The organism is Vibrio nigripulchritudo ATCC 27043, assembly GCF_000222685.1.
Classification (GTDB): Bacteria; Pseudomonadota; Gammaproteobacteria; order Enterobacterales; family Vibrionaceae; genus Vibrio; species Vibrio nigripulchritudo.
Genome location: NZ_AFWJ01000278.1, coordinates 21,264 through 46,542, shown reverse-complemented (window position 1 = coordinate 46,542; position 25,279 = coordinate 21,264). Strand labels below are relative to the sequence as shown.

Genomic DNA, 25,279 nt, shown 5'->3' with positions numbered 1-25,279 from the left:
ATAGCGTTTTCTTATGGGTAAAGGATTTGGTTAACTCGCTGAGCTTCTTCTAGGGTTCTCAACCCAAGACCGCCAACCAGTGCTTTTCCATCAATAGTGACAAACGCTTTGTTTTTGCCTGCTGGAGTGGCGGCAAGCAAAGGCATGGTTTTCAGAATGGCATCTGCACCACCTAGTTTTTCCCAACTGCGACCACTTACCAGAATGACGTCTGGCTGCATCTCTACAAGAGATTCAGTCGAAAGAGGCTTATAGGATTTTACCGAAGCCGCTACCGGATTAAATGCACCAGCAAGAGAAATCAGTGCATCTGGTGTTGTTTCGCTACCGGCAACATTGGCTGGGCGACCTTCATGAATCAGCAAGAAAAGGACGCGCTTCTGCTTGGCTTTATCAGGATGGTTATTTGTGATGGTGTCGATTTGAGTCTGAACTTTATCTTTTAAAGCAGGTGCTTGCTGCTGAGAACCCGTAATTGAAGCCACTTCGTCAATTCGAGACAGCAGACCTTCAACAGTAGGAGACGTGTTCACCACTTCTACCTTTACTCCAGCGTTTTTTAGCTGGCTTAGTGCCGTTGCTGGTCCCATTTCCTCAGAACCGATCAAAGTGTTAGGCGCCAGAGCCAGAAGCCCTTCTGCCGAAATTCTTCTGTGATAACCGATCACAGGAAGCTCTTTGCCCTCAGGCTGGTTGCTTGTTACGTCGATCGCTACAAGCTGAGAGGAAGCCCCCAGAGCGTCGATCAATTCTGTGACTGCTGCTCCGGCGCTGATCACGCGTTCTTGAGCAAAAAGGGACGTACTAATGAGCAAAGTTGCCATTGCAATGGTAATGGACTTAAAAGTAGATAGGATCTTTTCCATGATTGAAATGTTCTTAATTTGGATGAGGTTTCAGTTAATCACATTGCATATTGGCGCATTTAGAAATAAAAATACTATTGTGACAGACTGATACGAATGACACTAATTATCAATTGCATTATCATAATCTGAAAATTACTATATTGCGAGCTTAGTTATATATACCCAAGTGACCTTAGGATTCGGCGCTCAGAGTTTCATATTCTGTCTGATGCTAGTAAGAGTAATTGGCTGAGATTCGTCGTTTATTTTGATGGTAATCGCAGAGACCGAGCACAGCTGAATACCAAGAGATTACTTCGGTATAAGCGTTATGAGGCACATTGTGTGTAAACTAAGATGACTATAAACCTTCAAGTGCTGGACGAATCTGTATTGGGAACATCCACCCCGGATCCGTTGAGATTTGCCTTCGAAAAAAAGCGCTCAGCGCATGCTGGAGGTCGTTCACAGCCTCCACTTTCTCAAGAGCAATTATCTGAACAGCTAAAACTCGCATTGTCTGGGTCGGAGTTAAACCCAAACAAGAAAAGATGCCTTTATGTTCATATTCCCTTCTGCCGGGTTCGTTGTACGTTTTGCAACTTCTTTCAGAATGCAGCAAGTCGCAAGCTGGTAGATGAATATTTTTCTGCATTGCTTGTAGAACTGGAACATAAAGCGAAACAAGCCTGGACTCAGTCCGGTGCGTTTCACGCTGTGTATATTGGTGGCGGTACTCCTACGGACCTGTCATCAGAACAAATTAGGATCCTGGGAACAAGAATAAGGACTCTGTTTCCATTGACCACGGATTGTGAAATTACACTTGAAGGTCGAATTAATCGCTTTAGCGATGAAATGTTTGAAAATGCGTTGGAAGGAGGATTTAACCGATTCTCCTTTGGTGTGCAAAGCTTTAACACGCTTGTTCGTCGGACCGCAAAACGTTTGGACGACAGAGAAGTGGTACTTAATCGCCTTTCTGAACTGAGTCGACAAGATGAAGCGCCGATTGTGATCGATCTGCTTTACGGGTTGCCACACCAAGACAGGCAAGTCTTTGAACAAGATTTGAATGACTATCTTGAAACAGGCGCTCACGGTATTGATTTGTACCAGCTTATGGTTGGTGGTTCAGCGCCGATGATCAATCTGGTCGAGAAAGGAAAAATGCCTCCGCCAGCAACAACACCTGAAAAAGCGGAGTTGTTTGCTGCTGGGGTAAGTTTTATGGATAAGCACCATATGCGTCGCTTAAGTGTGAATCACTGGGCGCTCGATAACCGCGAACGCAGCTTGTACAACAGCATCGCGAAAACGTCGGCAGAAGTACTGCCGGTTGGCTGTGGTGCTGGTGGTCATTTATCAGGTTACTCCCTGATGAATGTCCGAATGCTGGATCAGTATTTGAAGCGAGTGAAATCTGGTGAGCCAACTGCGGCAATGATGATGCCCAGAAGCAAAGACGCCGATTTGCATGACGAGATTAAAGCAGGCTTTGATGCCGGAGTTCTCGCCGCGAGAAACCTGGAAAAACTGGGTTACACTGGTGTGTTTGAGTGGCTTGAACCGCTATTTAAACATTGGGAATCAAACGGTTTAGTTGAGCGGGATGGGCGTTATCTGCAACTGACACTTGCTGGATCATTCTGGTCTGTCACCCTTGCACAAGGCGTGATTCAAGCACTTCAAACTTACGAAAATGCTGCGAGTGTTGCGTAGCTGTTAACTGGAAATATTATGGATAAAGAACAATTAAAACAAAATGTTGCTGAACTGCTAGAGCAAGATGAAACGTTACTTCCTTCGACCATCGCAGAGCAATTAAATGTATCAGAACTGGAAGTGGTTCGTTCACTTCCAGGTGACATGGCGACGATGATTGCGGGTGAATCTGCTCAGGAAATTCTGGAAGGTTTAGTCGATTGGGGACCGGTAACAACGATTGTTCACTCAATGGGCTCAATTTTTGAAGTGAAAGCCCCGTTCCCTAAAGGCAAGGTAGCACACGGTTATTACAACCTGATGGGTAAACAAGGCGAAATGCATGGTCACCTTAAGCTAGATCTGGTCAAAGCCGTTGCTCTGGTCAGTAAGCCTTTCCGTGGTAAAGAAAGCCATTACTTCGGTTTCTTTACGGAGCAGGGAGACAGCATTTTCAAAATTTACCTGGGTCGAGATGAGAAGAGAGTGCTCATTCCAGAGCAGGTAGAAAAGTTTAACGCGCTAAAGAAGCAATACGCGTAGTTCAACTGACGTGCAGCGAAAGAAAAATGAGATCGACTCATGGCTGCATGTTAGATTAAATATAAGTGTTAGGAGAGAACAATATGGATCAAGCTGCAAAACAAGAGCGCTTGCAGACTCGTTTAGGACCTGAAATCAAAGAGTTCCGTGAAGAGCGTAAGACATTACAACTGGCAACAGTAGACGAAGAAAACCGTCCAAACGTGAGCTACGCACCGTTTGTTCAAAACGAAAATGGTTACTTTGTACTGATCTCTGAAATTGCTCGTCACGCAAGAAACCTTGCAACAAACCCTCAAGTTTCGATCATGATGATCGAAGATGAGGACACATCAAAGCAGTTGTTTGCACGTAAGCGTCTAACATTTGATGCAACGGCTTCAGTGGTTGATCGTGAGGCGGCACAATGGGGTGAAGTTATTGACCAGATGCGTGACCGCTTTGGCGATATCATTGATGGTCTTAGCCAGCTTCAGGATTTCAAACTGTTTAAGCTCACGCCTATCAAAGGGCTGTTTGTAAAAGGTTTTGGACAGGCATTCCAGGTGTCTGGCGATGATTTGGTTGATGTTGTACATCTTGATGAAGGTCATAAGAAGATCGAACAAGACTAAAACCATCACACCGTATACATCATTAAAGGTCAGCAGTGCTGACCTTTTTTCTATCTCCAACCTTCTTTAGCCGTACAAGCCACACGTATTCATCAATAAATTGACACAACTTTAACTTCTTTTCTATTTACCCCAACCATAGGTTTACGGAAAATCCGCACAACGAAATTGTGTAAGGGTTAAAAATGAAAGCTGTTTCTCGTTCAGTAGCTGGTGTAGCAATGCTGCTAACAGTGGTTGCTCAGCCTGTATTCGCAGAGTCTAATCAGAAAGGTGAATGGAAGTTGGGTATGGGCTTAGACCAAGGTTTGAGTGTTGTGGCTCAATACAAAGATACCTACAACTTTGCGATCGGCAATCACGGCATTTCGGCTGATTATCTACTCAAAAAAGGTCAGTTCGAATCTTCAGAAGTGCCTTTTACCTGGTACTTTGGAGCTGGTGCCTGGATTGGCTGGGAGGAAAGCTTTGGACCAAGAATGCCATTGGGGCTGGATTGGGATTTCGCCAAAGGCTGGGATGCGTATGCGCAAGTTGCTCCGGGTCTGAACATCCATAAAGGTATTAACTTAGGATTGGATGCTTCGGTTGGTGTCCGATATTCATTCTAAAAAAATGCCGGCAACTGCCGGCATTTTTTATTTAAGCGACTGATTAGTCTTGTTTGTCCATCGCTCGCTTGATGCAGAATGCTGCGCCGCCCCAAGTGATACCCAAACCTAAAACCATCATGATGATTGCACCTGTTGTCATGCGTTGATCTCCTTACGGCTAGTTGCGTTAATGATAAGACCGAATGCAAATAGGGCAGCAATCAGAACCCAACCAAGAGTCAGGTCGTAACCACCGTAGCCATCGGTGAACAAAGCGCTAAGCTTGTTGATTAAAATGTAAATCAGAATCGCTGGCGTAATAAAGCGCAAACAGATATCAAACCACTGACCGATAGCGAAATCTGAAGAACCGTTAACGTATTCACGAACTTCGCCTACTTTACTCACAATCCAAGCCATCAATACGATTTCGATCAGACCGCCTAGCATGATGCCCACGTTGTTTGCGAAGTGGTCTACAAGATCCAGCAGTAACAAACCACCGTTAGTTGCAAACGCCATAGAAACCACAAGCCCGATACCTACCACAATGTTTGCGGCTTTCTTACGGCTCCACTTCAGCTTATCCATGATGGCAGACGTTACCGCTTCCATGATGGAAATATGCGAACTAAGACCTGCTACGACAAGTGCAAAGAACAGCAGTGGACCAAGGATATATGGTGCAGGAAGCAAGTTGATTGCTGCTGGCAGAGTAACAAATGCCAGTCCTACGCCCGCAGATACAACTTCTGTCAGAGGTTTACCCTGTTCCTGAGCCATGTAACCCAATACAGAGAAGATCATGATACCCGCCAGAATCGAGAAACCACAGTTAATCAATACTGTCATGAACGCGTTGTTCGTGATGTCTGATTTCTCAGGTAGGTAGCTTGAGTAAGCTAGCATGATGGCGAAGCCGATACTTAAGGAGAAGAAAATCTGACCGTAAGCAGCTGCCCACACCTTAACATCCCATATCTTGCTGAAATCAGGTTCGAACATGTAGTTAACACCGTCAAGTGCGCCAGGCAGGAAGATCATTCGACCAATCAGAACAATAACCATGATGAACAGAACAGGCATCATGATCTTAGACGCGCGTTCGATACCAGATTTCACGCCACCAACGATTGCTGCGTAGGTAATCCCCCAAGCAATCAGCATCGCTATGGCAATTTTCCACTGAATGCTACCAAGATTTGTTGGTGAGTTATTACCCAGTTGCAGGTATTCGCTGAAGAAGAATGCGTTTGTATCTTCGCCCCATCCTTGAGTAAAGGACATGCCAAAGTAAGAAATTGCCCAGCCGATAACTGCTACATAGTAAACAGCGATAACGGCGGCAACGCCTACCTGGAACCAGCCAAGCCACTCAAATTTAGGATGGATCTTAGATAACGTTTTTGGTGCTGAACCACGGTATTTCTGACCCATACTGAATTCGAGGATCATAAATGGAATACCTGCGGTAATCATGGCGAAAAGGTATGGAATAAAAAATGCGCCGCCACCATTCTCGTAGGCCATATAAGGGAAACGCCATATGTTTCCAAGCCCGATTGCTGATCCTACTGCTGCCAATATAAAACCGGCGCGGGATCCCCATTGTTCTCGCTTCATTAATTAACTCCTTTACGACTTACTGAGCCTGTCTATTCACACTTACACTTCCCATATTTGAATTTGTTTTTTGCTCACAATGCATGAATTTGAAATTAACAATCAATGCTAAGGCAATTTATTAGGGAATTATTTGGTTTTTAAGTGTGAAACTCAGTGATTAGTTCTATTTGTTACGATGTGTGTATGCATATTCTGGAACTTTCCGCTATGCGTAGAGTTGAGACTACCCATTAAGATTCTGTATGGCAATAGTTTCTATTGTGTAATTTGTTTAGGTGAAATGGGTTTCGATATCTTTAAATCATAGTAATTAAGAATAATATTCTGCTAATTTGTAACTTATGTTTAGTAAAAGTCTGTTTGTGGTTTTGATCGCAGATATGAATGACTTAATGGAAAAAAAGTTCATTTGACGGAAAAAACATCAAATGTGGATATTTGTGTACTGTACTTAACACGATCAGTGAACATTTTTGCAAATGTGATACTGGCAGCATACTTGTTTGTAAGTTGATAAGAAGTCTTGAATGAAAATCTTTCTGCTGTTATTAATTTGTTAATAACCGGAGGTGAAGTATGGACTTTGATTTGAAATTTGCAGTCGGCACAACCGTCATCGTATTTTCTGTATTGGTGGCATTTGCTGTAATCGCGATTACAACCGCTTAAGAAGCGGCTGTTGTTAGAAGCCGGATATGACAAATGCCGGAATAGTCACGGAGTCTGCCACCGCAATTGATACCGCTCGTTTACACAGTTATTTTGGTGGCAACACGTCTTTGGTCGCACAAGGTGGCGGTCAAAGAGGTATTTTTACGGCCGGTGTTTTAGACGCTTTTCTTTATTCTGATTTTGACCCCTTCGATACCTACTATGGCACCTCTGCTGGTGCATTAAACCTTTGCGCTTATCTGTGCCGTCAGGCTGGGTTGGGGCGTTCTTTTCTTCTTGATCTAACCACGCAACCTGAATTTTTCAGCCTGTTTGGCTATATACGCAATCAGCAAACGCTTGATATCGACTGGGCTCTGGATAAAGTTTGCCAGTATCCCTATAAACTCGACGTTGATTTGGGCAGACAGCAACTGCAGGGTAAGCAAGCCTTTGCTTCAGTAACCGATGCAGTTCATCTACAAGATCATTATCTACCTATGTTGAGAGATAACTGGGTGGATGTGTTGAAAGCGACTTGCGCCATTCCGAGGCTGTATAAGGGAGAAGTGGTTATTGATGGTGTGCGCTACCTTGATGGGGGCGTATCTGCTTCTGTGCCTGTCCAGCAAGCCTGGCGAATGGGTGGGCGAATGATTGTTGTGATTCGTACTGAACCGTTTGAACAACAATCTGCGGTAGAAGATGTACCTGACTCAGAGAACGCCATGCCAGTTTGGTTAAGGCAATCGGTCGATGCGCTGCAAAGTCAGTGGGACACAAAAGTATTGGAGTGGAAAAGTGACTGGGCAGATTTTCTATTGGAAAAATTTAATCAGTCTGGTCTGAATCGCACTCATAAAGCTCAACCAAGGTTACTTAACGGTGGGCGTTGGTTATTTGGTGCAGGGGATGTATACCGCCTCAGTCATATGCTGGGAGAAACGTTTGATTCTGGTTTGGCGGATATGTTGATGGTGCATTACCAGACTTATTCTCTGACTCAGCAATTTCTGACGTCACCTCCTGATGATTGTTTTGTTGTACAAATTCATCCAGAAGCTCCTCTGGAATCGACTTCTCTTCTGAGTGATAGGGAAGCGCTTCTGTCCGATTACGAATTGGGTTTGAAAGCCGGAAGCAGGTTTATTGAAACCTACTTGGAGGCAGAAGCGAGTCAAAACCCTCGCTCTGCCTGATTCCCAAACAGGCTCAAATCTATCTTACTTCGATAATTCGCATGCAGTTGGTCGAACCAATAACATCCATCACATCACCTTGAGTAATAATGACGACGTCTCCGGCATCGAGAAAACCTTGTTCTTTCAGTGTCTCCAGTGCTGAATAAGTAGTATCTAAACCTGAACCGCCTTCAGTTCCAAAGTACACAGGCGTAACGCCGCGATACAGGGTACAACGGTTGAGTGTCGCTTCATTTCTCGATAGAGCAAAAATAGGCAGACCAGAGCTCAAACGCGACATAGTCAGTACGGTTTTTCCTGATTCCGTCAGGCTGACCATCGCTTTTACGCCTTCTAAGTGGTTAGCTGCGTACATGGTTGCCATGGAAATAGTTTCTGAAGCTGACTCAAATTGCCTTGTCAGGCGGTGACCAGATACATTTACAGACGGCATTTTCTCTGCCCCAATACACACTTCTGCCATTGATCTGACGGTCTCTACAGGGTAATTACCCGCTGCAGTTTCTCCAGAAAGCATGACGGCGTCCGTACCATCTAACACGGCATTCGCTACATCCATCACTTCCGCCCGTGTTGGCATTGGGTTTTCGATCATGGATTCCATCATCTGTGTTGCTGTAATCACGGTTCTGTTGTGCTTGCGAGCACGTCGAATCAGTTGCTTCTGTACGCCAACCAGCTCAGGGTCACCGATTTCAACCCCCAAGTCACCACGTGCCACCATGACAGCATCTGAAGCCAGAATGATGTCGTCCATGCTGTCGTCATCAATAACCGTTTCAGCACGTTCAACCTTCGCAACCATTCGAGCCTCTAACCCTGCGTCTGTTGCAAGGCGACGGGCGTATTTCATATCTTCCCCGTTTCTTGGGAAGGAGACGGCGAGGTAATCGACTTTGATTTTTGCAGCTGTCAGGATGTCGGCTTTGTCTTTTTCAGTCAGTGCTTCAGCAGAAAGTCCACCGCCTTTTTTGTTGATCCCTTTGTTGTTAGAAAGGTCGCCACCAATGAGGACTGAGGTATGCACTTTAGCGTTTTCTACCGACAGGACTTTCAACTGCACACGTCCGTCATCGAGCAGCAAGATATCTCCATTACTCACATCCCGAGGCAGTTCTTTGTAGTCTACGCCAACAGCCGTCTCTGTTCCTTCACCCGCCGGAAGCTCTGCATCCAAAACAAATTTAGCACCGACATTGAGTTCTACCTTTCCCTCTTTGAACGTAGACACGCGGATCTTTGGTCCTTGCAAGTCACCCAAAATCGCCACGTGAGTACCTAATCTTGCTGCAATTTGTCTTACTTTCTGAGCTCGTTGAATGTGGTCTTCTGCGCTACCATGCGAGAAGTTCATTCGCACCACGTTTGCTCCAGCTTCTATGATCCCTTCCAGATTGTTGTCTTTGTCAGTCGAAGGACCCAGAGTAGCAACAATTTTTGTTCGTCTGATGAGTTTAGACATATGAATCTCCGTTAGATCGCCTTAATTCCATGTATTCTTGCTTTTGTATAAACAAGTGTAGCGAGTAGGAGATATTTTCGTTCGCAAAAAAACATCGAGTGGATCACTATTCTCAGGTTTAAAAAATGTCTAAATTCAAACTTGTATAAAAAGAATTGAGAGATACGTGATGGGAGTCACGACGATGGATTAAGCTGCTTCACAATTAGTTTTCAAAGTAAAAAAATTAGTAGGTTTACAATCTTCGGAGTTTCCTATGTACATGGCTCAACCAGGCCATATTGATCATATCAAGCAGGTCAACGCTGGCCGTGTATATAAGTTGATAGACTTAAAAGGTCCTATTTCTCGTATAGACTTATCGAAAACCAGCGAGCTGGCACCCGCCAGTATTACCAAAATTACCCGAGAGCTCATCGATGCTCACTTAATTCATGAAACGACGGTTCAGGAAGCGACGAGCCGTGGACGTCCTGCGGTTGGTCTTCAAACAGATAACGAAGGTTGGCAATTTCTGTCGATGCGTCTTGGTCGAGGCTACCTGACTATTGCTCTGCATGAACATGGCGGTTCCGTATTGGTAGATACGAAAATCACCATTGATGAAATCGAACAGGACGAAGTGCTGGAAAGGCTACTTCACGAGATTGAAGAGTTTTTTCAGGTGTATTCAGACAAACTGGATCGCGTAACCAGTATCGCTCTTACTCTTCCCGGGCTGGTGGATTCCGACAAAGGCATTGTTTTGCAAATGCCTCATTACAATGTGAATAACCTGGCGTTAGGACCAGAAATCTACAAAGCGACTGGTCTGCCTGTTTTCATTGCGAACGATACCCGAGCCTGGGCACTTGCAGAGAAGTTATTCGGGAATTCTCAGGGTGTAGAAAATTCTGTTCTGATTTCAATTCATCATGGCTTAGGTGCCGGTATCATCCTTGATGGTCGCGTGCTGCAAGGTCGACACGGCAATATTGGTGAGTTAGGGCACATTCAGATCACACCTGAAGGGAAGCAATGCCACTGTGGCAATACAGGATGTCTGGAAACCTTAGCGAGCTCAAAGGCATTAAGGGAAGTGATCACTGCCCGCATAGCTGACGGTGAAGAAACTTCGATTCCTCACGACGACATTACTATTGAGTCTATTTGTGCAGCTGCGGAAGCAGGGGATGCATTAGCCATAGAAGAAATTCAGAGACTCGGCAGATACCTCGGTGCGGCAATTGCCATTGTGATTAACTTATTTAACCCGGAAAAAGTGCTGATCGGTGGTGTAATAAATCAGGCTAAGTCTATTTTATACCCGTCGATTCAAGAATGTATCGAAACACAGACCTTGCCAGTTTACCATCAAGATCTACAATTGGAGGAGAGTCGTTTCTATACTGAAGCAACGATGCCGGGAGCTGCTTTGATAAAACAAGCGATGTACGATGGTCAGCTACTCATGAAAGTGGTTGAAGGTTAATCCATTCCTGTACAGATTGAGCCGGATTAGTTGGTTCGTAATATGGCGCAGATGCAATTGATGCTGTACTCTGTAATTATTGATTAATTAGTGAGAAACCGTATGTCTGGAGTATTAAGCAGCGTTGACCAAAGAACAAAGCTAGTCGGTGAAAACCGTTTAGAGTTGTTATTGTTCCAGCTCAATAGCTCGCAAATTTTTGCCGTAAACGTATTTAAGGTTCGGGAAGTCTTAAAACTTCCGCAACTCACTAAACTACCAGGTGCGCATCATTATATTACTGGTGTTGCATCGCTTCGTGGTGAATCTGTCCCTGTTATTGATCTTCGCGCTGCGATTGGCTTTCGACCTATGCAGGATAGCGAAGAACAGAATCTCATTATTACTGAATACAACCGTACTATTCAGGGCTTCTTGGTCGGTCAGGTTCGCAATATCATCAATACCGCTTGGACAGAAATCCAGCCACCTCCAAAAACCGCTGGTCGCGCGAACTATCTGACCGCCATTACCAACATCATGGAAAATGAGCAAAAGCGCATCGTTGAAATAATTGATGTTGAGAAAGTTTTGGCAGAAATAGTCGACTATGACGTTTCAATTTCCGACGGCGTTTTAGATGAAGATTTAAGTCACGAGATGGCGGGTCGTAAGATCCTGATTGTCGATGATTCTTCAACGGCTCGAAATCAGGTTCGAGGCACGTTGAGCCAGTTAGGGCTTGAAATCATGGAATGTAATGATGGTCTTGAGGCTCTTAATCTTCTCAAGTCATGGTGTGATGAAGGGAAAGATGTGGCTAATGAATTGCTCCTCATGATCACCGATGCAGAGATGCCTGAAATGGACGGCTATAAACTGACGCACGAAGTGCGCAGCGATCCCCGAATGAAAGATCTCTACATCACATTGAATACATCTCTCAGCGGTAGCTTTAACGAGGCGATGGTTGAGAAGGTAGGTTGCAACAAGTTTATATCTAAGTTCCAACCTGATTTGCTGGTAAAAGTGACTCAGGATCGGTTAAGAGACATTATCTAACAAAAACGCCCGGCACTGAGCCGGGCGTTTTTCTTTCGTGCGAAACTCATCTATTTCTTGGGTTGAGCGTCAATACACTCTCCATGTACGCTTTTACCCTCTGGAGCCATTAGGTAAAGATAAAGTGGCATGATATCCAATGGGGTCTTCAATAATTCTGCATCTTCTGCCGGGTAGGCTTTTGCACGCATTCCCGTTCTTGTACCACCAGGATTGATCGCACTAACTCTAACGCTTGTATCTTCCAGTTCATCTGCCAGTACCTGCATCATGCCTTCAGTTGCAAACTTAGACATGGCATAGGTTCCCCAGAATGCTCGCCCATCGTGCCCAACGGTTGAAGAGGTAAACACCAGACGACCGTCTTCAGATTTTTTCAGAAGCGGTAACACAGCCTGAGTCATCAGAAACTGTGCTTTTACGTTGATTTGCATGACATCGTCGTAGGTGTCTTCACCAATTTGGTCAAAAGGACTGATCACACCAAGAATGCTGGCGTTATGAAGTACACCGTCTAAACGACCAAACTGACCTTCGATGGTCTCTACCATATCCTGGTAATGTTGTTTGGTTGCTCCTTTCATATCAAGTGGAATAATTGCAGGCTGCGGTGCGCCGATTGCTTCAATTTCGTCGTAGGTTTCTTCAAGTTTGGCAACGGTTCTTCCCAAGAGAATTACGGTAGCTCCGTGTTCGGCATAACTGATAGCCGCCTGCTTACCAATACCTGCTCCTGCACCCGTGACCAATATGACTCTGCCTGCTAAGGCTTTATCTGAGACTGAATAATCCACTTTTCTCACCTTGTAATATGAATTGGCGACCACCATTAATGTCCTATAAGTGATTGATACATCACTATCGAAAATCGGCATTTACTATTGGTAATCGTGACAAGATGGTTACAATACACCAATTCATTCTCTTGGGGATATCACATTGGAATTTTTATTAGATTACGGATTATTTTTAGCCAAGATCGTCACAATACTGGCAGCCGTTGTAGTGCTACTCGTGGTGGTAAAGTCTGTGGGTGGAAAGCAGGGCGGTGCAAAAGGTGAGTTGGAAGTAACCAATCTTACTGAGCGATACGAACACAGCGTAGAGCAGCTTGAGAACCACCTTCACGATGAAGCGTTTTTAAAAGCTAAACACAAGGCAGATAAAAAAGCGCAGAAAGAAAAAGACAAAGAACGTGAAAAAGAAGTGAAGAAAACGGTAAAGGATGGCGAGTTAGAAGCGAATAGAAAGCCACACCTTTTCGTATTGGACTTCAATGGATCCATTGACGCAAAAGAAGTGACAGCACTGCGCGAAGAAGTCAGTGCTATTGTAGCTGTTGCGAAAGAAGGAGATGAGGTTCTTGTAAAACTCGAGTCCGGTGGTGGAATGGTTCACGCTTATGGTTTAGCGTCTTCTCAGTTAGATCGTATCAAAGCGGCTAATCTGCCCCTTACCATTTCTGTCGACAAAGTTGCGGCTAGCGGTGGTTACATGATGGCGTGTGTGGCCGATAAAATTGTCTCTGCCCCTTTTGCTGTAGTAGGTTCTATTGGTGTTATTGCTCAGTTGCCAAACTTCAATAAACTTCTGAAAAAACACGATATCGAGTACGAGCAACTCACTGCAGGTGAGTACAAGCGTACCCTGACTATGTTTGGTGAAAACACCGACAAGGCACGTGATAAATTCAAAGAAGAGCTAGAAGAAACACATGGTTTGTTTAAAAACTTTATCAATGAGCGCAGACCGACACTTGATCTGGATAAGGTAGCGACTGGTGAACACTGGTTCGGTACTCAGGCAAAAGACCTAGGTTTGGTTGACGAGATCTCAACCTCAGACGACTTGGTGATGAAAGCCTGCCAAGACAAGACGGTTCTGTCTATTCATTATGTTCAAAAGAAAAAATTGTCTGACAAGCTTACTGGTGTAGGTGCAAACATTATTGATAATGTGATCATGAAGTGGGTGTCTAAAGGTCAAAGACCGATTCTATAGACTATTATTTAGTAAGGTCTGATATTTCAAACAAAAGTCCGTTTTGTGTAAGTGGTGTTACATTTTCTTGTATAAACAGAAGCTTGTATCACATGTATACAAAATATAACGGACTTTTTTGTTTTTTATTCATCATAGCTTTCGGTATAATAGCGCGCCGATAAAAGTGGGTGGCATAAGAACGCTCACTACAAACGAAAACGGAGAAAAACATGTCCCTTCAACCTCCAGTTATTACTGTAGACGGTCCTAGCGGTGCAGGGAAAGGTACCCTTTGTATGTTGTTGGCGGAAAAACTTGGCTTTCATTTGCTCGATTCGGGCGCGATTTATCGTGTTCTTGCACTTGCTGCGATCCATCATGGAATAGACACGGAATCTGAAGATGCTTTGGTTCCGATTGCCACGCACCTGGATGTTCAGTTTATCGCTGAAGGTGACCTGGTGAAGGTTATTCTGGAAGGCGAAGATGTATCTAAAGAACTTCGCAAAGAAACCACTGGCGAGGCAGCTTCAAAAATTGCAGCGTTGCCGCGTGTTCGCGAAGCACTTTTACGTCGTCAGCGCTCATTTGCGTCCGAACCTGGCTTAGTAGGTGATGGTCGTGATTTGGGCACGGTAGTTTTTCCATCCGCTGTAGCGAAAATCTTCTTAGATGCCAGCGCCGAAGAAAGAGCGAATAGACGCTACAAGCAGTTGCAAGAAAAGGGGCATGATGTTAAATTTGATGACCTTTTGCGCGAGATCCAGGACAGAGACGACCGTGACCGAAACAGAACGGTAGCACCTTTACGTCCAGCGGAAGACGCGTTAGTGCTTGATTCTACATCACTTTCTATTGATGAGGTGGTACAGAAAGCGCTTGAATTTATTGAATCTAAACTGTCTCAATAATGTCTATTGGGGCAGTCGGACTGTTGGTCGCAAGGAAGATGACTGGCAATTTTATCAACCCCACGAGGTAGGACACCCGTGGACGTTTAAATATTGAAGATCAAATAATGACTGAATCTTTTGCTCAACTCTTTGAAGAGTTTCTAAACGAGACTGAATTCCAACAAGGTACTATTGTTAAAGGTACTGTAGTAGCTATCGAGAACGGTTTCGTTCTTGTTGACGCTGGTCTTAAGTCTGAGTCTGCTATCCCAGCTGAACAATTCAAGAACGCTGCTGGCGAACTTGAGGTTGAAGTAGGTACTGAAGTAGACGTAGCGCTAGACGCTGTTGAAGACGGTTTCGGTGAAACTCAACTTTCTCGTGAGAAAGCGAAGCGTCACGAAGCTTGGATCGTACTTGAGAAAGCTTACGAAGAAGCTGAAACTGTTGTTGGTGTTATCAACGGTAAAGTTAAAGGCGGTTTCACTGTTGAACTAAACGGTATCCGTGCTTTCCTTCCAGGTTCTCTAGTAGACGTGCGTCCAATCCGCGACACTGCTCACCTAGAAAACAAAGAGCTAGAGTTCAAAGTAATCAAGCTAGACCAGAAGCGTAACAACGTTGTTGTTTCTCGTCGTGCTGTTATCGAATCTGAAAACAGCGTTGAGCGTGACGAGCTTCTTGAAACTCTACAAGAAGGTACTGAAGTTAAAGGTATCGTTAAGAACCTTACTGACTACGGTGCGTTCGTTGACCTTGGCGGTGTAGACGGTCTTCTACACATCACTGACATGGCTTGGAAGCGTGTTAAGCACCCATCTGAGATCGTAAACGTTGGTGACGAGATCCTAGTTAAAGTTCTTAAGTTCGACCGTGACCGCACTCGCGTATCACTAGGTCTTAAGCAGCTAGGCGAAGATCCGTGGGTAGCAATCGCTAAGCGTTACCCAGAAGGTCACAAGCTTTCTGGTCGTGTTACTAACCTAACTGACTACGGTTGCTTCGTTGAAATCGAAGAAGGCGTTGAAGGTCTGGTACACGTATCTGAAATGGACTGGACTAACAAGAACATCCACCCATCTAAAGTTGTGAACGTAGGCGACGAAGTTGAGGTTATGGTTCTTGAGATCGACGAAGAGCGTCGTCGTATTTCTCTAGGTCTTAAGCAGTGTAAAGCTAACCCATGGCAGTCATTCGCTGAAGCTCAAGCTAAAGGCGATAAAGTAACTGGTAAGATCAAGTCTATCACTGACTTTGGTATCTTCATCGGTCTTGAAGGCGGCATCGACGGTCTTGTACACCTATCTGACATCTCTTGGAACGTTCCAGGTGAAGAAGCAGTACGTGAATACAAGAAAGGCGACGAAATCTCTGCAGTTGTACTTGCAGTAGACGCAGAGCGCGAGCGTATCTCTCTAGGCGTTAAGCAAATGGAGAACGACCCGTTCAACGCATATGTTGCTGACAACAAGAAAGGTGCTCTAGTAAACGGTACTGTAACTGCAGTTGACGCAAAAGGTGCTACAATTGAACTTGTAGAGGGCGTTGAAGGTTACATCCGTGCTTCTGAAGTATCTCGTGACCGTGTTGAAGATGCGTCTCTAATCCTAAGCGTTGGTGACAGCGTTGAAGCGAAGTTCACAGGTGTTGACCGTAAGAACCGCGTAATCAACCTATCTATCAAAGCTAAAGATGAAGCTGAAGAGCAAGAAGCAATGGCTTCACTGAACAAGTCTGAAGAAGGCGCGTTCGGTAACGCTATGGCTGATGCATTCAAGGCTGCTAAAGGCGAATAATAAATCGCTAAAGGGGAGCCATTAGGCTCCCTTTTTTTCGATAAGTGCCTTTTTGATTCCATTGAAATGAGGGGAACTATGACTAAGTCTGAACTAATAGAAAGACTCTGCGCGCAGCAAACACACCTTTCTGCAAAAGAAGTAGAAGATGCCGTCAAGGATATTCTTGAACATATGGCGTCAACCCTGGAAAGCGGTGATCGTATTGAGATCCGTGGTTTCGGTAGTTTCTCATTGCACTATCGTGAGCCAAGAATGGGTCGTAACCCAAAAACTGGTGAAAAAGTTGAGCTAGACGGCAAGTACGTACCTCACTTCAAGCCGGGTAAAGAGTTACGCGAACGCGTTAACATCCACGGCTAATCACCAATTGGTGTTATAGAAAAGCGGCATGCATCTCGTATGCCGCTTTTTTATAACTAAAATACTTAGATTCATCAGATTCTTGATGGTTTGATCGTATAAATTCCTGCATAATCTAATCCCTAAGCTTATTCCGGAGTAGTGATTTATGAAAATTATAAAAATAATCTTGGTAATTGCTCTTGTGCTGATCGCCTTGGCTTTAGGCGCGCAAAATCAGCAGGTGGTTTCATTCAACTATCTGTTAGCAAAAGGTGATTTCCACTTGTCATTACTGTTGGGTTTGGTGTTTGTTGTTGGCTTTGGGATAGCGGCTCTTGTATTTGGTAGTGTTCAGTTCAAGCAAAAGCTCACCATCCGTAAGCTCAGAAAACAACTCAATAACCAGCCAGCAATAGAGAAGCAACAGAGTAACGCCTAAGGCAAATTGAATGCTTGAACTTCTCTTCTTGTTGTTACCAATTGCGGCAGCCTATGGATGGTACATGGGTAACCGCAGTGCAAACTTCGACAAGCAGAAACAATCAAATCAGATATCCCGCCAGTATGTTACTGGTCTAAACCTACTTCTTTCCGATCAGTCAGATAAAGCGGTCGACCATTTTATCGAGTTGCTTCAAGTCGATGATGAAACCATCGATACTCATTTAGCCCTAGGTAACTTATTTCGATCTCGCGGTGAAGTAGACCGCGCGATCCGAATTCACCAAAACCTCATTTCCCGTTCAGGGCTTACCATTGAGCAAAAGAACATTGCGCTTCAGCAGCTTGCTAAAGATTTTATGGTATCTGGTCTGTTAGACCGTGCAGAGAAAATATTCCTTCAGTTACTGGATGAACCAGACCACCGGGAAGCCGCACTGACACAGCTAGTCATCATTTTTCAGCAAACTCGGGAATGGAGTAAAGCCATCGAGTACGCTTCTGCGCTGGTGAAGTTAGGTAAAATCCGAATTAAGAAAGATATCGCACACTACTACTGCGAACTTGCAATGCAGGAGCAAGGTGATGGGAACATTAAGAAATCAGTAGCGTTACTGAAAAAAGCGCTCACCGAAGACCCAAATTGTGTTCGTGCCAGCATTGCATTAGGGAAGATTTATCAGGCTCAAGACGATTACAGCAATACCGTCCGCTACCTTGAGCAAGTGCTGGATCAAGACGTAGACTTTTTGGGGCAGGTTTTGCCGACTATTGCTGAGTGCTATCAAAAACTGAGCAAAGAAGGGGAGTTACTTGAGTTTCTGCATCGGTGTATCGAGAAAAAAGCCGGTGTATCTGCAGAGCTTATGTTAGCTCAGTTAGTCGCAGAGCATGAAGGTGTTGCGGCAGCACAGACGTTGCTCACAAGGCAGCTGGTTAAGAACCCGACCATGAAAGGGTTCTATCGTCTGATGGATTACCACCTTGAAGAAGCAGAAGAAGGTCGTGCCAAAGAAAGCCTGACAACGCTTCAGGGCATGGTAGGTGAACAGCTTAAGGTGAAACCCCATCACCGTTGCCGAAAATGCGGCTTTGCAACTCGCTCTCTGTATTGGCATTGCCCGTCTTGTAAAGGGTGGGGTACCATTAAGCCGATTCGCGGGCTTGATGGTGAATAGAATTTGCAGATCATGGTTTAACCGTGATCTTTTGCTTAGAAATAGGCTCATTTAAAGTAGGAGATAAAAGTGATCGACCAGAAAGTCATCGTGGCACTTGATTACGACAAGCAAGAAGATGCACTAGCGTTTGTCGATAGAATTGACCCAAGTACTTGCCGCCTGAAGGTGGGCAAAGAGATGTTTACTCTGTTTGGTCCTGAATTTGTACGTGAGCTGCATAAACGAGGCTTCTCAGTGTTCCTTGACCTGAAGTTCCACGATATTCCTAACACCTGTTCAAAAGCGGTAAGAGCGGCAGCAGAACTAGGAGTATGGATGGTTAACGTACATGCTGGTGGTGGTGAACGAATGATGAGTGCTTCTCGCGAAATCCTGGAGCCTTACGGTAAAGACCGCCCACTGCTTATAGGTGTAACAGTATTAACCAGCATGGAGCAGAATGACCTTGCGGGTATCGGTTTGGATGTTGCTCCTCAAGAGCAAGTGATGCGTCTAGCCAATCTGACTAAGCATTCAGGTCTTGACGGGGTCGTGTGCTCTGCTCAGGAAGCTTCTCTGCTTAAGTCTGAGCTAGGTCGCGAGTTTAAGCTGGTAACACCGGGAATACGACCAGCAGGTGCTGCTGTGGGCGACCAGAAGCGTATCATGACTCCAGTTGATGCCATTGAAGCGGGTTCAGACTACTTGGTGATTGGTCGTCCAATCACGCAAGCTGCCGATCCTGCTAAAGTTCTCGCTGAGATCAATGCGACACTCGCATAAAAATTTGGAATAATTAAAAAATCGCCCACTTCAAAAGTGGGCGTTTTTTTAGGCGGGTTTACCGCTGTGGAATTTGAAATCTCTATCTGGGGATGAGATTAAATCCGCTTCTAGCTGACCGAAAAATGCCACTCTTTCAGAAATGTCTTCTCCTGCAATTTGTTCGGCTAAGGTCAGGTAATCTTGATAATGTCTGGCTTCTGACCGTAGGAGAGAGATATAGAATTTGCAGATGTCTTCGTCCATATGATGAGCAAGCTTTGCAAATCGTTCGCAAGATCGAGCTTCGATATAAGCACCGATGATGAGTTTGTCGATCAGTGTTTGTGGCTCGTGAGTTTTCATTTCTGAGAGTAAGCCTTTCGCATATCGGCTGGCTGAAATGTTTTCATATGGAATGCCTCGCGACTCCATTATCTCGAGTACTTGATAGAAATGATGCAGTTCTTCTTTGATCAAGAGGACCATTTTATCGATAAGATCCTGGCTATAGGGAGAGTCGCCTCTCGCCATGATGGACTTGGAAATATTACTCTTCCCTTTTAATGTCTCGATAGTTCCGATTTTTCTGTAGGCAAAATCTTCGTAGGGTTTAAACCAATCGAGTAAGGTATGTGCGCTGTCTTTATCGACCGCGTATTTGCGGATGAGGTACATGGCTGACTGACCTGCTTTAAGCTCACATAACAAATGATCCAGCAAAACGACTGGCAGGTTTTCAGGTTTTTTGGCTTCTTCAATCCATTCTTCGGGAGTATCACATTGAAGGAAGGATTTGATTGGCTGGAGCAGTTCTTGAATAGTTTCGTTATCAATCATGGTTAATAGCTAACATAAAAAAGGTCGCTGAAAGCGACCTTTGGTTGATTTGAGTCTGGTGGTAGTTTACCACTTTTTCTTTTCGCCGAAGAGTGCATCCATATCGTCGTTACGTTCTTTTTCGTCACGATCTTTTGCATGCTCCGCTTCTTTATCCTGTCTCTTCTGATTCAGGTCATCAAGCATCGCCTGAAGCTTCTCTTTTGCTTTATTTGAGTAGGAATCATTTTTTGAAGCTAGAGCATCTAAGCCCTTCTTCAGAAGCTGTTTTGCTGTACCTGCTTGACCACGTAGCACAGAATCATTGGCACGCTTGATTACGTTTTCTATGTTGATTCGAACTTGAATCTGCTCCAAACGAGCATTTTCAGCAACGTAACCTTGCGTGTCAAAGCGACCTTTATTGTGCTCGCTTCGAATGGTTTCTCTAAGTCTCTTTACCAGCTTAAGCATAATAATAGCTTGCTTGTCGCTACTTGGGACTTTAAAAGAAGCTGTTTCACCGCCTTGATAATTATCCTTTAGTTGCTGAATCTGCGATTGCATGTTTGCAATGCGAGCTTTGAGTTGTTTATTTTTAGGATCAAGCTCGAACATAGATTCTAGTGCATCAAGAATTCGTGTATTCAGGCACACCAATAACTCTTTACTGTAAGGCAAGTGGTGTGCGTTACCGATTAGGTCTTCTGTTGCGTCGATAACGGCTAAATGACGAGTGGATTCTTGTTTCTTTGCAGTCTCTACTTTCACGCGGTACTGGAGCATTATGTTGTAACCGATAACGAGAACCAACAAAATGGCAACAAGCGCAATTATTAAACCAATATTCATAAACTTAAGTCTGCATTCCGTACAAAAAAGCTAACCCCCGAGGATACACGATAATGTATTGTTTCTGTACCCAAGATAAGAACAAAGTTCATTATTATCCTTACTTAGAGGAAAAATTAATGAAAAAATTAAATTTGCCCCGATTTATGCGGGGTCTATAGCAAAACCTACCTAATACTATAGTTGATAGTCAAACTCCTCACATAAGTATCTGCGTTTTTACTGTCTTTTTTTAGCTGAAGGCGTTATAACTAATACTTATATACCCAAGTAACTTCAATATGAAAAAGTCGTCGAGGCTACTTCGGTATATAAATTGAGAGTAACGGAATACGGGGTCGCGATGAAATTACAGCAATTGAAGTACATTGTTGAAGTTGTGAATCATAACTTGAACGTGTCGGCAACAGCGGAAAGCCTGTTTACCTCTCAGCCAGGCATCAGTAAGCAGGTGCGATTACTGGAAGATGAGCTCGGTATACAAATCTTCGAGCGCAGCGGAAAGCACCTTACTCAGGTCACCAGTGCAGGTGAAGATATTGTTCGTATATCGAGTGAAATTCTGGCGAGAGTGGAAAGCATCAAAGCCGTAGCAGGGGAGCATACCCATCCTGAAATGGGAACGTTGAATATCTCCACAACGCACACACAGGCTCGCTATGCATTACCAGATGTCATTAAAGGGTTTACTGCACGTTACCCGAAGGTGTCACTTCACATGCATCAGGGCACGCCTTCGCAAATGTCTGAAGCTGTAGCAAAAGGTACGGCAAACTTTGCTATCGCGACAGAGGCTTTGCATCTATACCAGGATGCGATCATGCTGCCTTGTTACCACTGGAACCGCTCTATTGTAGTGACCAAAGACCACCCATTGGCTAAGAAAGATCACGTGACAATCGAAGATTTGTCGACCTATTCACTGGTGACATACGTCTTTGGTTTTACTGGTCGTTCTGAGCTGGATACCGCGTTTAACAATGCAGGGCTGACACCACGTATCGTATTTACCGCAACCGATGCCGATGTGATTAAAACTTACGTCCGCATGGGAATTGGTGTTGGAGTGATTGCTTCTATGGCTGTCGACAAAGAGCTGGATTCTGATTTGGTGGCGATAGATGCCAGTCATATCTTCGGTGCAAGTACGACAAGTATCGGTTTCCGACGAGGTACCTTCTTACGTTCTTATATGTACGATTTTATGGAGCGTTTCGCGCCTCACCTAACTCGACCTGTAGTTGAACAGGCGATCTCTTTAAAAAGTAACGCAGAAATTGAAGAGATGTTTAAAGACATCGAATTACCAGTCCGATAAAGCACTTCCCCTTACCTTTGATTCCCCCTACAATCGCCGCATTCGGGGGAATCATGAACCATACCTTTTTAGACATAACATCCATTCTTAAACGATACGACTCTTTATGGCGTATTCAGCCATTTCATTTGAGTCTTCAGTCTGAGTACCCTTGGGATTCAAGTCATCCCGAACTTAACACCTGGTTATTGGATCTGACCGAGGACGAAATAATCGAGCTAAAATCAGATCCTGATGAATTAATTCGTAGAATCTCAGAGACTCTTCCTGATGCTTTAAGGCTAAAAGAATTAACCTCTTTGCCAAGTCGAGGCTTAAGTCATATCGTTCTATCTAAAGGCGCTGAAACAGGTATACCCGGCAAGAAGCTGAGCCAGATTCTTTCCATGGGAGAGGCGTGTATTGAATCTCATCATGGTTCTGAATGGTTAGAGTGGTGCTCCGGAAAGGGCTTTTTAGGTCAGGTATTGTCATCAAAATCTCAAGAGCATGTAACCAGTTTTGAATGGCAACACAGCTTGTGTGAGAGCGGACAAACGCTTGCTGATAAAAAGAAACTGCCGATGACCTTTATTCAGGGAGATGCTCTTTCAGATAGCTCTAAAGCCATATTCAAGCCCGAAATGCATGCTGTCGCGCTACACGCATGTGGCGATTTACACATTAGCCTGATTCGACACGGCAGCGACGCAAATTTGTCGGCTTTTTCAATAGCCCCTTGCTGTTATCACCTAATCCAAGCTGAACATTACACTCCGCTTTCCAGTGAAGGTAAGCGTCTGGATCTCTCACTTTCCAGATCAGAGCTTCGTATTCCACTACAGGCAACGGTAACTGGTGGAGAAAGAGTTCATAAGCATCGAAGGGAAGAGATGATATTTCGCCTCGGTCTCGATAGCTATTTGAGACAAAAACAGCAAAGTGACTATACGCCAATACCAAGTATTAAAAAGTCCATGCTTTCGGAAGGTTTTCAGCATTTTTGTCATTGGGCAGCAGAGAAAAAAGAGCTGAATCTCGGTGATATGGATTTCGAATACTGGCAAGAAATTGGCGAACAGCGTTTTTGGATCATGGAGCGTTTGAGCCTGGTTCAGCAGATTTTTCAAAGACCATTAGAGCTCTGGTTGATATTGGATAGAGCCCTTTATCTTCAAGAAAAAGGTTACGAAGTGACGCTTTGCGAATTTTGCGAACGGAATGATACTCCAAGGAATATTTTAATTCAGGCGAAAAAAAGACCTGCATAGAGCAGGTCTTTCAAAACCAAAACCGAATTTAGTTGAACATCGTGATAGCTTGTTTCGCGTCAACGTATTCAAGGTCAAAGCTTTCTGCAACTTCTTTACAGGTTACTTTACCGTGGATTACGTTTAGACCTTCAAGCAGACCTTCATCAGCAAGAAGTGCTTTCTCGTAACCATTGTTTGCCAGCTTGATAATGTAAGGCAATGTTGCATTGTTAAGTGCAAACGTTGAAGTACGAGCAACCGCACCCGGCATGTTAGCAACACAGTAGTGAACCACGTCATCTACGATGTATGTTGGCTCTGCGTGTGTTGTTGCTTTTGATGTCTCAAAGCAACCGCCCTGGTCGATAGCTACGTCTACAACAGCAGCGCCTGGCTTCATGCGCTTGATGTGTTCTTTTGTAATTAGCTTAGGCGCAGCCGCACCTGGGATTAGTACCGCACCAATCACTAGGTCAGCTTCAAGTACATGTTTTTCAAGCGCGTCTTCAGTAGAGTAAACCACTTTTGCACGACCCTGGAACTCTTCATCAAGGGCTCTTAGTGTGTCGATATTACGGTCTAGGATAGTAACGTCTGCACGTAAACCAACCGCCATACGAGCTGCATTTGAACCAACAACACCGCCGCCGACAACGACAACTTTTGCAGGTTCAACACCCGGAACACCGCCCAGAAGAAGGCCGCGACCACCATGAGATTTCTCCAAAGTTTGTGCGCCAGCTTGGATAGACATGCGACCCGCAACCTCAGACATTGGTGCTAATAGTGGCAGACGACCCATATTATCTGTTACAGTCTCATATGCTATGCAGACAGCTTTACTCTTGATAAGCTCTTCAGTTTGTGGAAAATCTGGTGCTAGGTGTAAATATGTGAACAATATTTGCCCTTCGCGCAGCATAGCGCGCTCGACAGCTTGAGGTTCTTTAACCTTAACAATCATGTCTGCTTTCGCGAAAACGTCAGCAGCAGTAGGAAGAATGGATGCACCTACGGCAATATAGTCTTGATCGGAAAAGCCGATGCCACTACCGGCGTTCGTTTCGACAATGACTTGGTGACCGTGAGAGACAAGTTCTCTCACACTGGATGGAATCATCCCCACTCGGTATTCGTGGTTTTTGATTTCCTTCGGTACGCCAATAATCATCCTGACTCCTCAATATTTCTGGTTGTATTATCTATGTGTAGGGTAATTCTGTCGAATTAATATCTAGTATAGAGTTGTGTTTGAAAAATTTGATACTGAATATTAAAAAGTTGTAGTATATTTTTTTGCAAGGAAGTAATAAGGTGGGATAAAAAATGGTGGATAACTATAAGAAGCCGTCCAAGGAACTTGATCGTATTGATAGAAACATTCTTAACGAGCTTCAGAAAGATGGTCGTATTTCGAATGTAGAGTTATCTAAGAGAGTGGGGTTGTCTCCTACGCCATGTCTAGAACGTGTGCGTCGTTTAGAGAGACAAGGGTACATTACGGGATACACAGCGTTGCTGAATCCTCAGTACCTGGATGCGTCGCTATTGGTGTTTGTTGAGATTACATTGAATCGAGGCGCGCCAGACGTATTCGAACAGTTTAACCATGCCGTGCAGAAACTGGATGACATTCAAGAATGTCACTTGGTATCTGGCGACTTCGACTATCTTCTTAAAACACGTGTATCTGATATGAGTGCATACCGTAAGCTGCTGGGTGACACACTTCTGCGTCTACCAGGTGTGAACGATACCCGCACATACGTTGTGATGGAAGAAGTCAAACAAACCAACCAGCTGGTTATTAAAACCCGATAAAGCAATCACAAACGAATACAGATGAGTATGTATTCTGAAATCCTTTGAGATCTGGATTCAGCTTCGGAAGATTCGTTTGTTTCATTGCCCTTATTTTGTTCA

The 25,279-nt window shown here is 44.4% G+C and carries 26 protein-coding genes; 18 read left to right on the top strand and 8 right to left on the bottom strand.

The features are described 5' to 3' along the window. Positions 1-11: 11 nt before the first annotated feature. Entirely contained in the window at positions 12-866 is an 855-nt protein-coding gene (locus tag RH89_RS20750; RefSeq protein ID WP_004406078.1) for a heme/hemin ABC transporter substrate-binding protein, read from the bottom strand. Positions 867-1,205: 339 nt separating this feature from the next. Between RH89_RS20750 and hutW the strand changes: the two genes are divergently transcribed. The 4 genes from hutW (at position 1,206) to RH89_RS20730 (ending at position 4,320) form a co-directional block, all read left to right on the top strand. Beyond that, the gene (gene hutW, locus RH89_RS20745) at positions 1,206-2,570 is read left to right on the top strand and encodes a heme anaerobic degradation radical SAM methyltransferase ChuW/HutW (protein ID WP_004406075.1); all 1,365 of its coding nucleotides are present in this window, start codon (positions 1,206-1,208) and stop codon (positions 2,568-2,570) included. An 18-nt stretch (positions 2,571-2,588) separates the two neighbouring features. After that, the gene (hutX, locus tag RH89_RS20740; protein WP_004406074.1) at positions 2,589-3,095 is read left to right on the top strand and encodes a heme utilization cystosolic carrier protein HutX; all 507 of its coding nucleotides are present in this window, start codon (positions 2,589-2,591) and stop codon (positions 3,093-3,095) included. A gap of 83 nt (positions 3,096-3,178) precedes the next feature. After that, complete coding sequence (gene hutZ / locus RH89_RS20735; protein ID WP_004406073.1) at positions 3,179-3,709, top strand: heme utilization protein HutZ; 531 nt, start codon at positions 3,179-3,181, stop codon at positions 3,707-3,709. A gap of 185 nt (positions 3,710-3,894) precedes the next feature. Then, a complete protein-coding gene (locus RH89_RS20730; RefSeq protein ID WP_004406071.1) occupies positions 3,895-4,320 on the top strand; it encodes a hypothetical protein in 426 nt (141 codons plus the stop codon). 43 nt (positions 4,321-4,363) lie between these two features. Here the strand turns inward: RH89_RS20730 and RH89_RS29505 are convergent, their stop codons facing one another. Both RH89_RS29505 and RH89_RS20725 read right to left on the bottom strand, forming a co-directional pair. Continuing rightward, on the bottom strand, positions 4,364-4,462 hold the full coding sequence (locus tag RH89_RS29505) for a MetS family NSS transporter small subunit (protein ID WP_004406069.1): 99 nt from the start codon (positions 4,460-4,462) through the stop codon (positions 4,364-4,366). After that, positions 4,459-5,925 carry a sodium-dependent transporter gene (locus RH89_RS20725; RefSeq protein WP_004406068.1) on the bottom strand — a complete coding sequence of 489 codons (1,467 nt, stop codon included), beginning with the start codon at positions 5,923-5,925 and terminating at the stop codon, positions 4,459-4,461. The genes RH89_RS29505 and RH89_RS20725 overlap by 4 nt, the downstream gene beginning before the upstream one ends. A gap of 579 nt (positions 5,926-6,504) precedes the next feature. Here RH89_RS20725 and cydH point away from each other — a divergent pair. Continuing rightward, positions 6,505-6,597, top strand: coding sequence for a cytochrome bd-I oxidase subunit CydH (cydH, locus tag RH89_RS29770; RefSeq protein WP_004406067.1), 93 nt, complete (start codon positions 6,505-6,507; stop codon positions 6,595-6,597). Between the two features lie 26 nt (positions 6,598-6,623). Further along, entirely contained in the window at positions 6,624-7,778 is a 1,155-nt protein-coding gene (locus RH89_RS20720; RefSeq protein WP_004406066.1) for a patatin-like phospholipase family protein, read from the top strand. Between the two features lie 19 nt (positions 7,779-7,797). Here the strand turns inward: RH89_RS20720 and pyk are convergent, their stop codons facing one another. Then, complete coding sequence (gene pyk, locus RH89_RS20715) at positions 7,798-9,243, bottom strand: pyruvate kinase (protein WP_004406064.1); 1,446 nt, start codon at positions 9,241-9,243, stop codon at positions 7,798-7,800. A 256-nt stretch (positions 9,244-9,499) separates the two neighbouring features. On the opposite strand from pyk, the gene mlc reads away from it, so the two are divergent. Beyond that, positions 9,500-10,714 (top strand): sugar metabolism global transcriptional regulator Mlc, encoded by a 1,215-nt coding sequence (mlc, locus tag RH89_RS20710; RefSeq protein WP_004406063.1) that lies wholly within the window; start codon positions 9,500-9,502, stop codon positions 10,712-10,714. A 102-nt stretch (positions 10,715-10,816) separates the two neighbouring features. Further along, positions 10,817-11,755, top strand: coding sequence for a chemotaxis protein CheV (locus tag RH89_RS20705; RefSeq protein WP_004406062.1), 939 nt, complete (start codon positions 10,817-10,819; stop codon positions 11,753-11,755). Between the two features lie 50 nt (positions 11,756-11,805). Here RH89_RS20705 and RH89_RS20700 read toward each other — a convergent pair whose 3' ends face one another. Beyond that, positions 11,806-12,549 (bottom strand): YciK family oxidoreductase, encoded by a 744-nt coding sequence (locus RH89_RS20700; protein WP_004406061.1) that lies wholly within the window; start codon positions 12,547-12,549, stop codon positions 11,806-11,808. 145 nt (positions 12,550-12,694) lie between these two features. On the opposite strand from RH89_RS20700, the gene sohB reads away from it, so the two are divergent. The 7 genes from sohB (at position 12,695) to pyrF (ending at position 19,156) form a co-directional block, all read left to right on the top strand. Then, positions 12,695-13,756, top strand: coding sequence for a protease SohB (gene sohB / locus RH89_RS20695; RefSeq protein ID WP_004406060.1), 1,062 nt, complete (start codon positions 12,695-12,697; stop codon positions 13,754-13,756). A gap of 212 nt (positions 13,757-13,968) precedes the next feature. Further along, on the top strand, positions 13,969-14,649 hold the full coding sequence (gene cmk, locus RH89_RS20690; protein WP_004406056.1) for a (d)CMP kinase: 681 nt from the start codon (positions 13,969-13,971) through the stop codon (positions 14,647-14,649). A gap of 107 nt (positions 14,650-14,756) precedes the next feature. After that, on the top strand, positions 14,757-16,427 hold the full coding sequence (gene rpsA / locus RH89_RS20685; protein ID WP_004406055.1) for a 30S ribosomal protein S1: 1,671 nt from the start codon (positions 14,757-14,759) through the stop codon (positions 16,425-16,427). A gap of 66 nt (positions 16,428-16,493) precedes the next feature. Beyond that, positions 16,494-16,790 carry an integration host factor subunit beta gene (gene ihfB, locus RH89_RS20680; protein WP_158091126.1) on the top strand — a complete coding sequence of 99 codons (297 nt, stop codon included), beginning with the start codon at positions 16,494-16,496 and terminating at the stop codon, positions 16,788-16,790. 148 nt (positions 16,791-16,938) lie between these two features. Further along, complete coding sequence (locus RH89_RS20675; protein ID WP_004406053.1) at positions 16,939-17,211, top strand: LapA family protein; 273 nt, start codon at positions 16,939-16,941, stop codon at positions 17,209-17,211. 10 nt (positions 17,212-17,221) lie between these two features. Next, positions 17,222-18,391 carry a lipopolysaccharide assembly protein LapB gene (lapB, locus tag RH89_RS20670; protein WP_004406052.1) on the top strand — a complete coding sequence of 390 codons (1,170 nt, stop codon included), beginning with the start codon at positions 17,222-17,224 and terminating at the stop codon, positions 18,389-18,391. Positions 18,392-18,460: 69 nt separating this feature from the next. After that, positions 18,461-19,156, top strand: a complete 696-nt coding sequence (pyrF, locus tag RH89_RS20665) for an orotidine-5'-phosphate decarboxylase (protein ID WP_004406051.1) — start codon at positions 18,461-18,463, stop codon at positions 19,154-19,156. 48 nt (positions 19,157-19,204) lie between these two features. On the opposite strand, the gene miaE is transcribed toward pyrF, so the two are convergent. Then, positions 19,205-19,975, bottom strand: coding sequence for a tRNA isopentenyl-2-thiomethyl-A-37 hydroxylase MiaE (gene miaE / locus RH89_RS20660; RefSeq protein WP_004406050.1), 771 nt, complete (start codon positions 19,973-19,975; stop codon positions 19,205-19,207). A 66-nt stretch (positions 19,976-20,041) separates the two neighbouring features. Continuing rightward, positions 20,042-20,806, bottom strand: a complete 765-nt coding sequence (locus RH89_RS20655) for a hypothetical protein (RefSeq protein ID WP_004406049.1) — start codon at positions 20,804-20,806, stop codon at positions 20,042-20,044. Positions 20,807-21,149: 343 nt separating this feature from the next. On the opposite strand from RH89_RS20655, the gene cysB reads away from it, so the two are divergent. Continuing rightward, entirely contained in the window at positions 21,150-22,124 is a 975-nt protein-coding gene (gene cysB, locus RH89_RS20650) for an HTH-type transcriptional regulator CysB (protein ID WP_004406048.1), read from the top strand. A gap of 53 nt (positions 22,125-22,177) precedes the next feature. Then, the gene (locus tag RH89_RS20645) at positions 22,178-23,374 is read left to right on the top strand and encodes a methyltransferase (protein WP_004406047.1); all 1,197 of its coding nucleotides are present in this window, start codon (positions 22,178-22,180) and stop codon (positions 23,372-23,374) included. 28 nt (positions 23,375-23,402) lie between these two features. On the opposite strand, the gene ald is transcribed toward RH89_RS20645, so the two are convergent. After that, positions 23,403-24,527 carry an alanine dehydrogenase gene (ald, locus tag RH89_RS20640; protein WP_004406046.1) on the bottom strand — a complete coding sequence of 375 codons (1,125 nt, stop codon included), beginning with the start codon at positions 24,525-24,527 and terminating at the stop codon, positions 23,403-23,405. A 155-nt stretch (positions 24,528-24,682) separates the two neighbouring features. Here ald and lrp point away from each other — a divergent pair, with 155 nt between their 5' ends. Beyond that, entirely contained in the window at positions 24,683-25,177 is a 495-nt protein-coding gene (lrp, locus tag RH89_RS20635) for a leucine-responsive transcriptional regulator Lrp (RefSeq protein WP_004406045.1), read from the top strand. Positions 25,178-25,279: the final 102 nt, after the last annotated feature.

Coding starts and splice junctions, on each gene's coding strand:
- ald (WP_004406046.1), bottom strand. CDS start 24,527: ATGATTATTGGCGTACCGAAGGAAATCAAAAACCACGAATACCGAGTG.
- lrp (WP_004406045.1), top strand. CDS start 24,683: ATGGTGGATAACTATAAGAAGCCGTCCAAGGAACTTGATCGTATTGAT.
- RH89_RS20750 (WP_004406078.1), bottom strand. CDS start 866: ATGGAAAAGATCCTATCTACTTTTAAGTCCATTACCATTGCAATGGCA.
- mlc (WP_004406063.1), top strand. CDS start 9,500: ATGTACATGGCTCAACCAGGCCATATTGATCATATCAAGCAGGTCAAC.
- rpsA (WP_004406055.1), top strand. CDS start 14,757: ATGACTGAATCTTTTGCTCAACTCTTTGAAGAGTTTCTAAACGAGACT.
- RH89_RS20645 (WP_004406047.1), top strand. CDS start 22,178: ATGAACCATACCTTTTTAGACATAACATCCATTCTTAAACGATACGAC.
- RH89_RS20655 (WP_004406049.1), bottom strand. CDS start 20,806: ATGAATATTGGTTTAATAATTGCGCTTGTTGCCATTTTGTTGGTTCTC.
- ihfB (WP_158091126.1), top strand. CDS start 16,494: ATGAGGGGAACTATGACTAAGTCTGAACTAATAGAAAGACTCTGCGCG.
- pyk (WP_004406064.1), bottom strand. CDS start 9,243: ATGTCTAAACTCATCAGACGAACAAAAATTGTTGCTACTCTGGGTCCT.
- RH89_RS20675 (WP_004406053.1), top strand. CDS start 16,939: ATGAAAATTATAAAAATAATCTTGGTAATTGCTCTTGTGCTGATCGCC.
- hutW (WP_004406075.1), top strand. CDS start 1,206: ATGACTATAAACCTTCAAGTGCTGGACGAATCTGTATTGGGAACATCC.
- hutZ (WP_004406073.1), top strand. CDS start 3,179: ATGGATCAAGCTGCAAAACAAGAGCGCTTGCAGACTCGTTTAGGACCT.
- RH89_RS20725 (WP_004406068.1), bottom strand. CDS start 5,925: ATGAAGCGAGAACAATGGGGATCCCGCGCCGGTTTTATATTGGCAGCA.
- cysB (WP_004406048.1), top strand. CDS start 21,150: ATGAAATTACAGCAATTGAAGTACATTGTTGAAGTTGTGAATCATAAC.
- RH89_RS20720 (WP_004406066.1), top strand. CDS start 6,624: ATGACAAATGCCGGAATAGTCACGGAGTCTGCCACCGCAATTGATACC.
- lapB (WP_004406052.1), top strand. CDS start 17,222: ATGCTTGAACTTCTCTTCTTGTTGTTACCAATTGCGGCAGCCTATGGA.
- RH89_RS20705 (WP_004406062.1), top strand. CDS start 10,817: ATGTCTGGAGTATTAAGCAGCGTTGACCAAAGAACAAAGCTAGTCGGT.
- cmk (WP_004406056.1), top strand. CDS start 13,969: ATGTCCCTTCAACCTCCAGTTATTACTGTAGACGGTCCTAGCGGTGCA.
- hutX (WP_004406074.1), top strand. CDS start 2,589: ATGGATAAAGAACAATTAAAACAAAATGTTGCTGAACTGCTAGAGCAA.
- miaE (WP_004406050.1), bottom strand. CDS start 19,975: ATGATTGATAACGAAACTATTCAAGAACTGCTCCAGCCAATCAAATCC.
- cydH (WP_004406067.1), top strand. CDS start 6,505: ATGGACTTTGATTTGAAATTTGCAGTCGGCACAACCGTCATCGTATTT.
- RH89_RS20730 (WP_004406071.1), top strand. CDS start 3,895: ATGAAAGCTGTTTCTCGTTCAGTAGCTGGTGTAGCAATGCTGCTAACA.
- RH89_RS29505 (WP_004406069.1), bottom strand. CDS start 4,462: ATGACAACAGGTGCAATCATCATGATGGTTTTAGGTTTGGGTATCACT.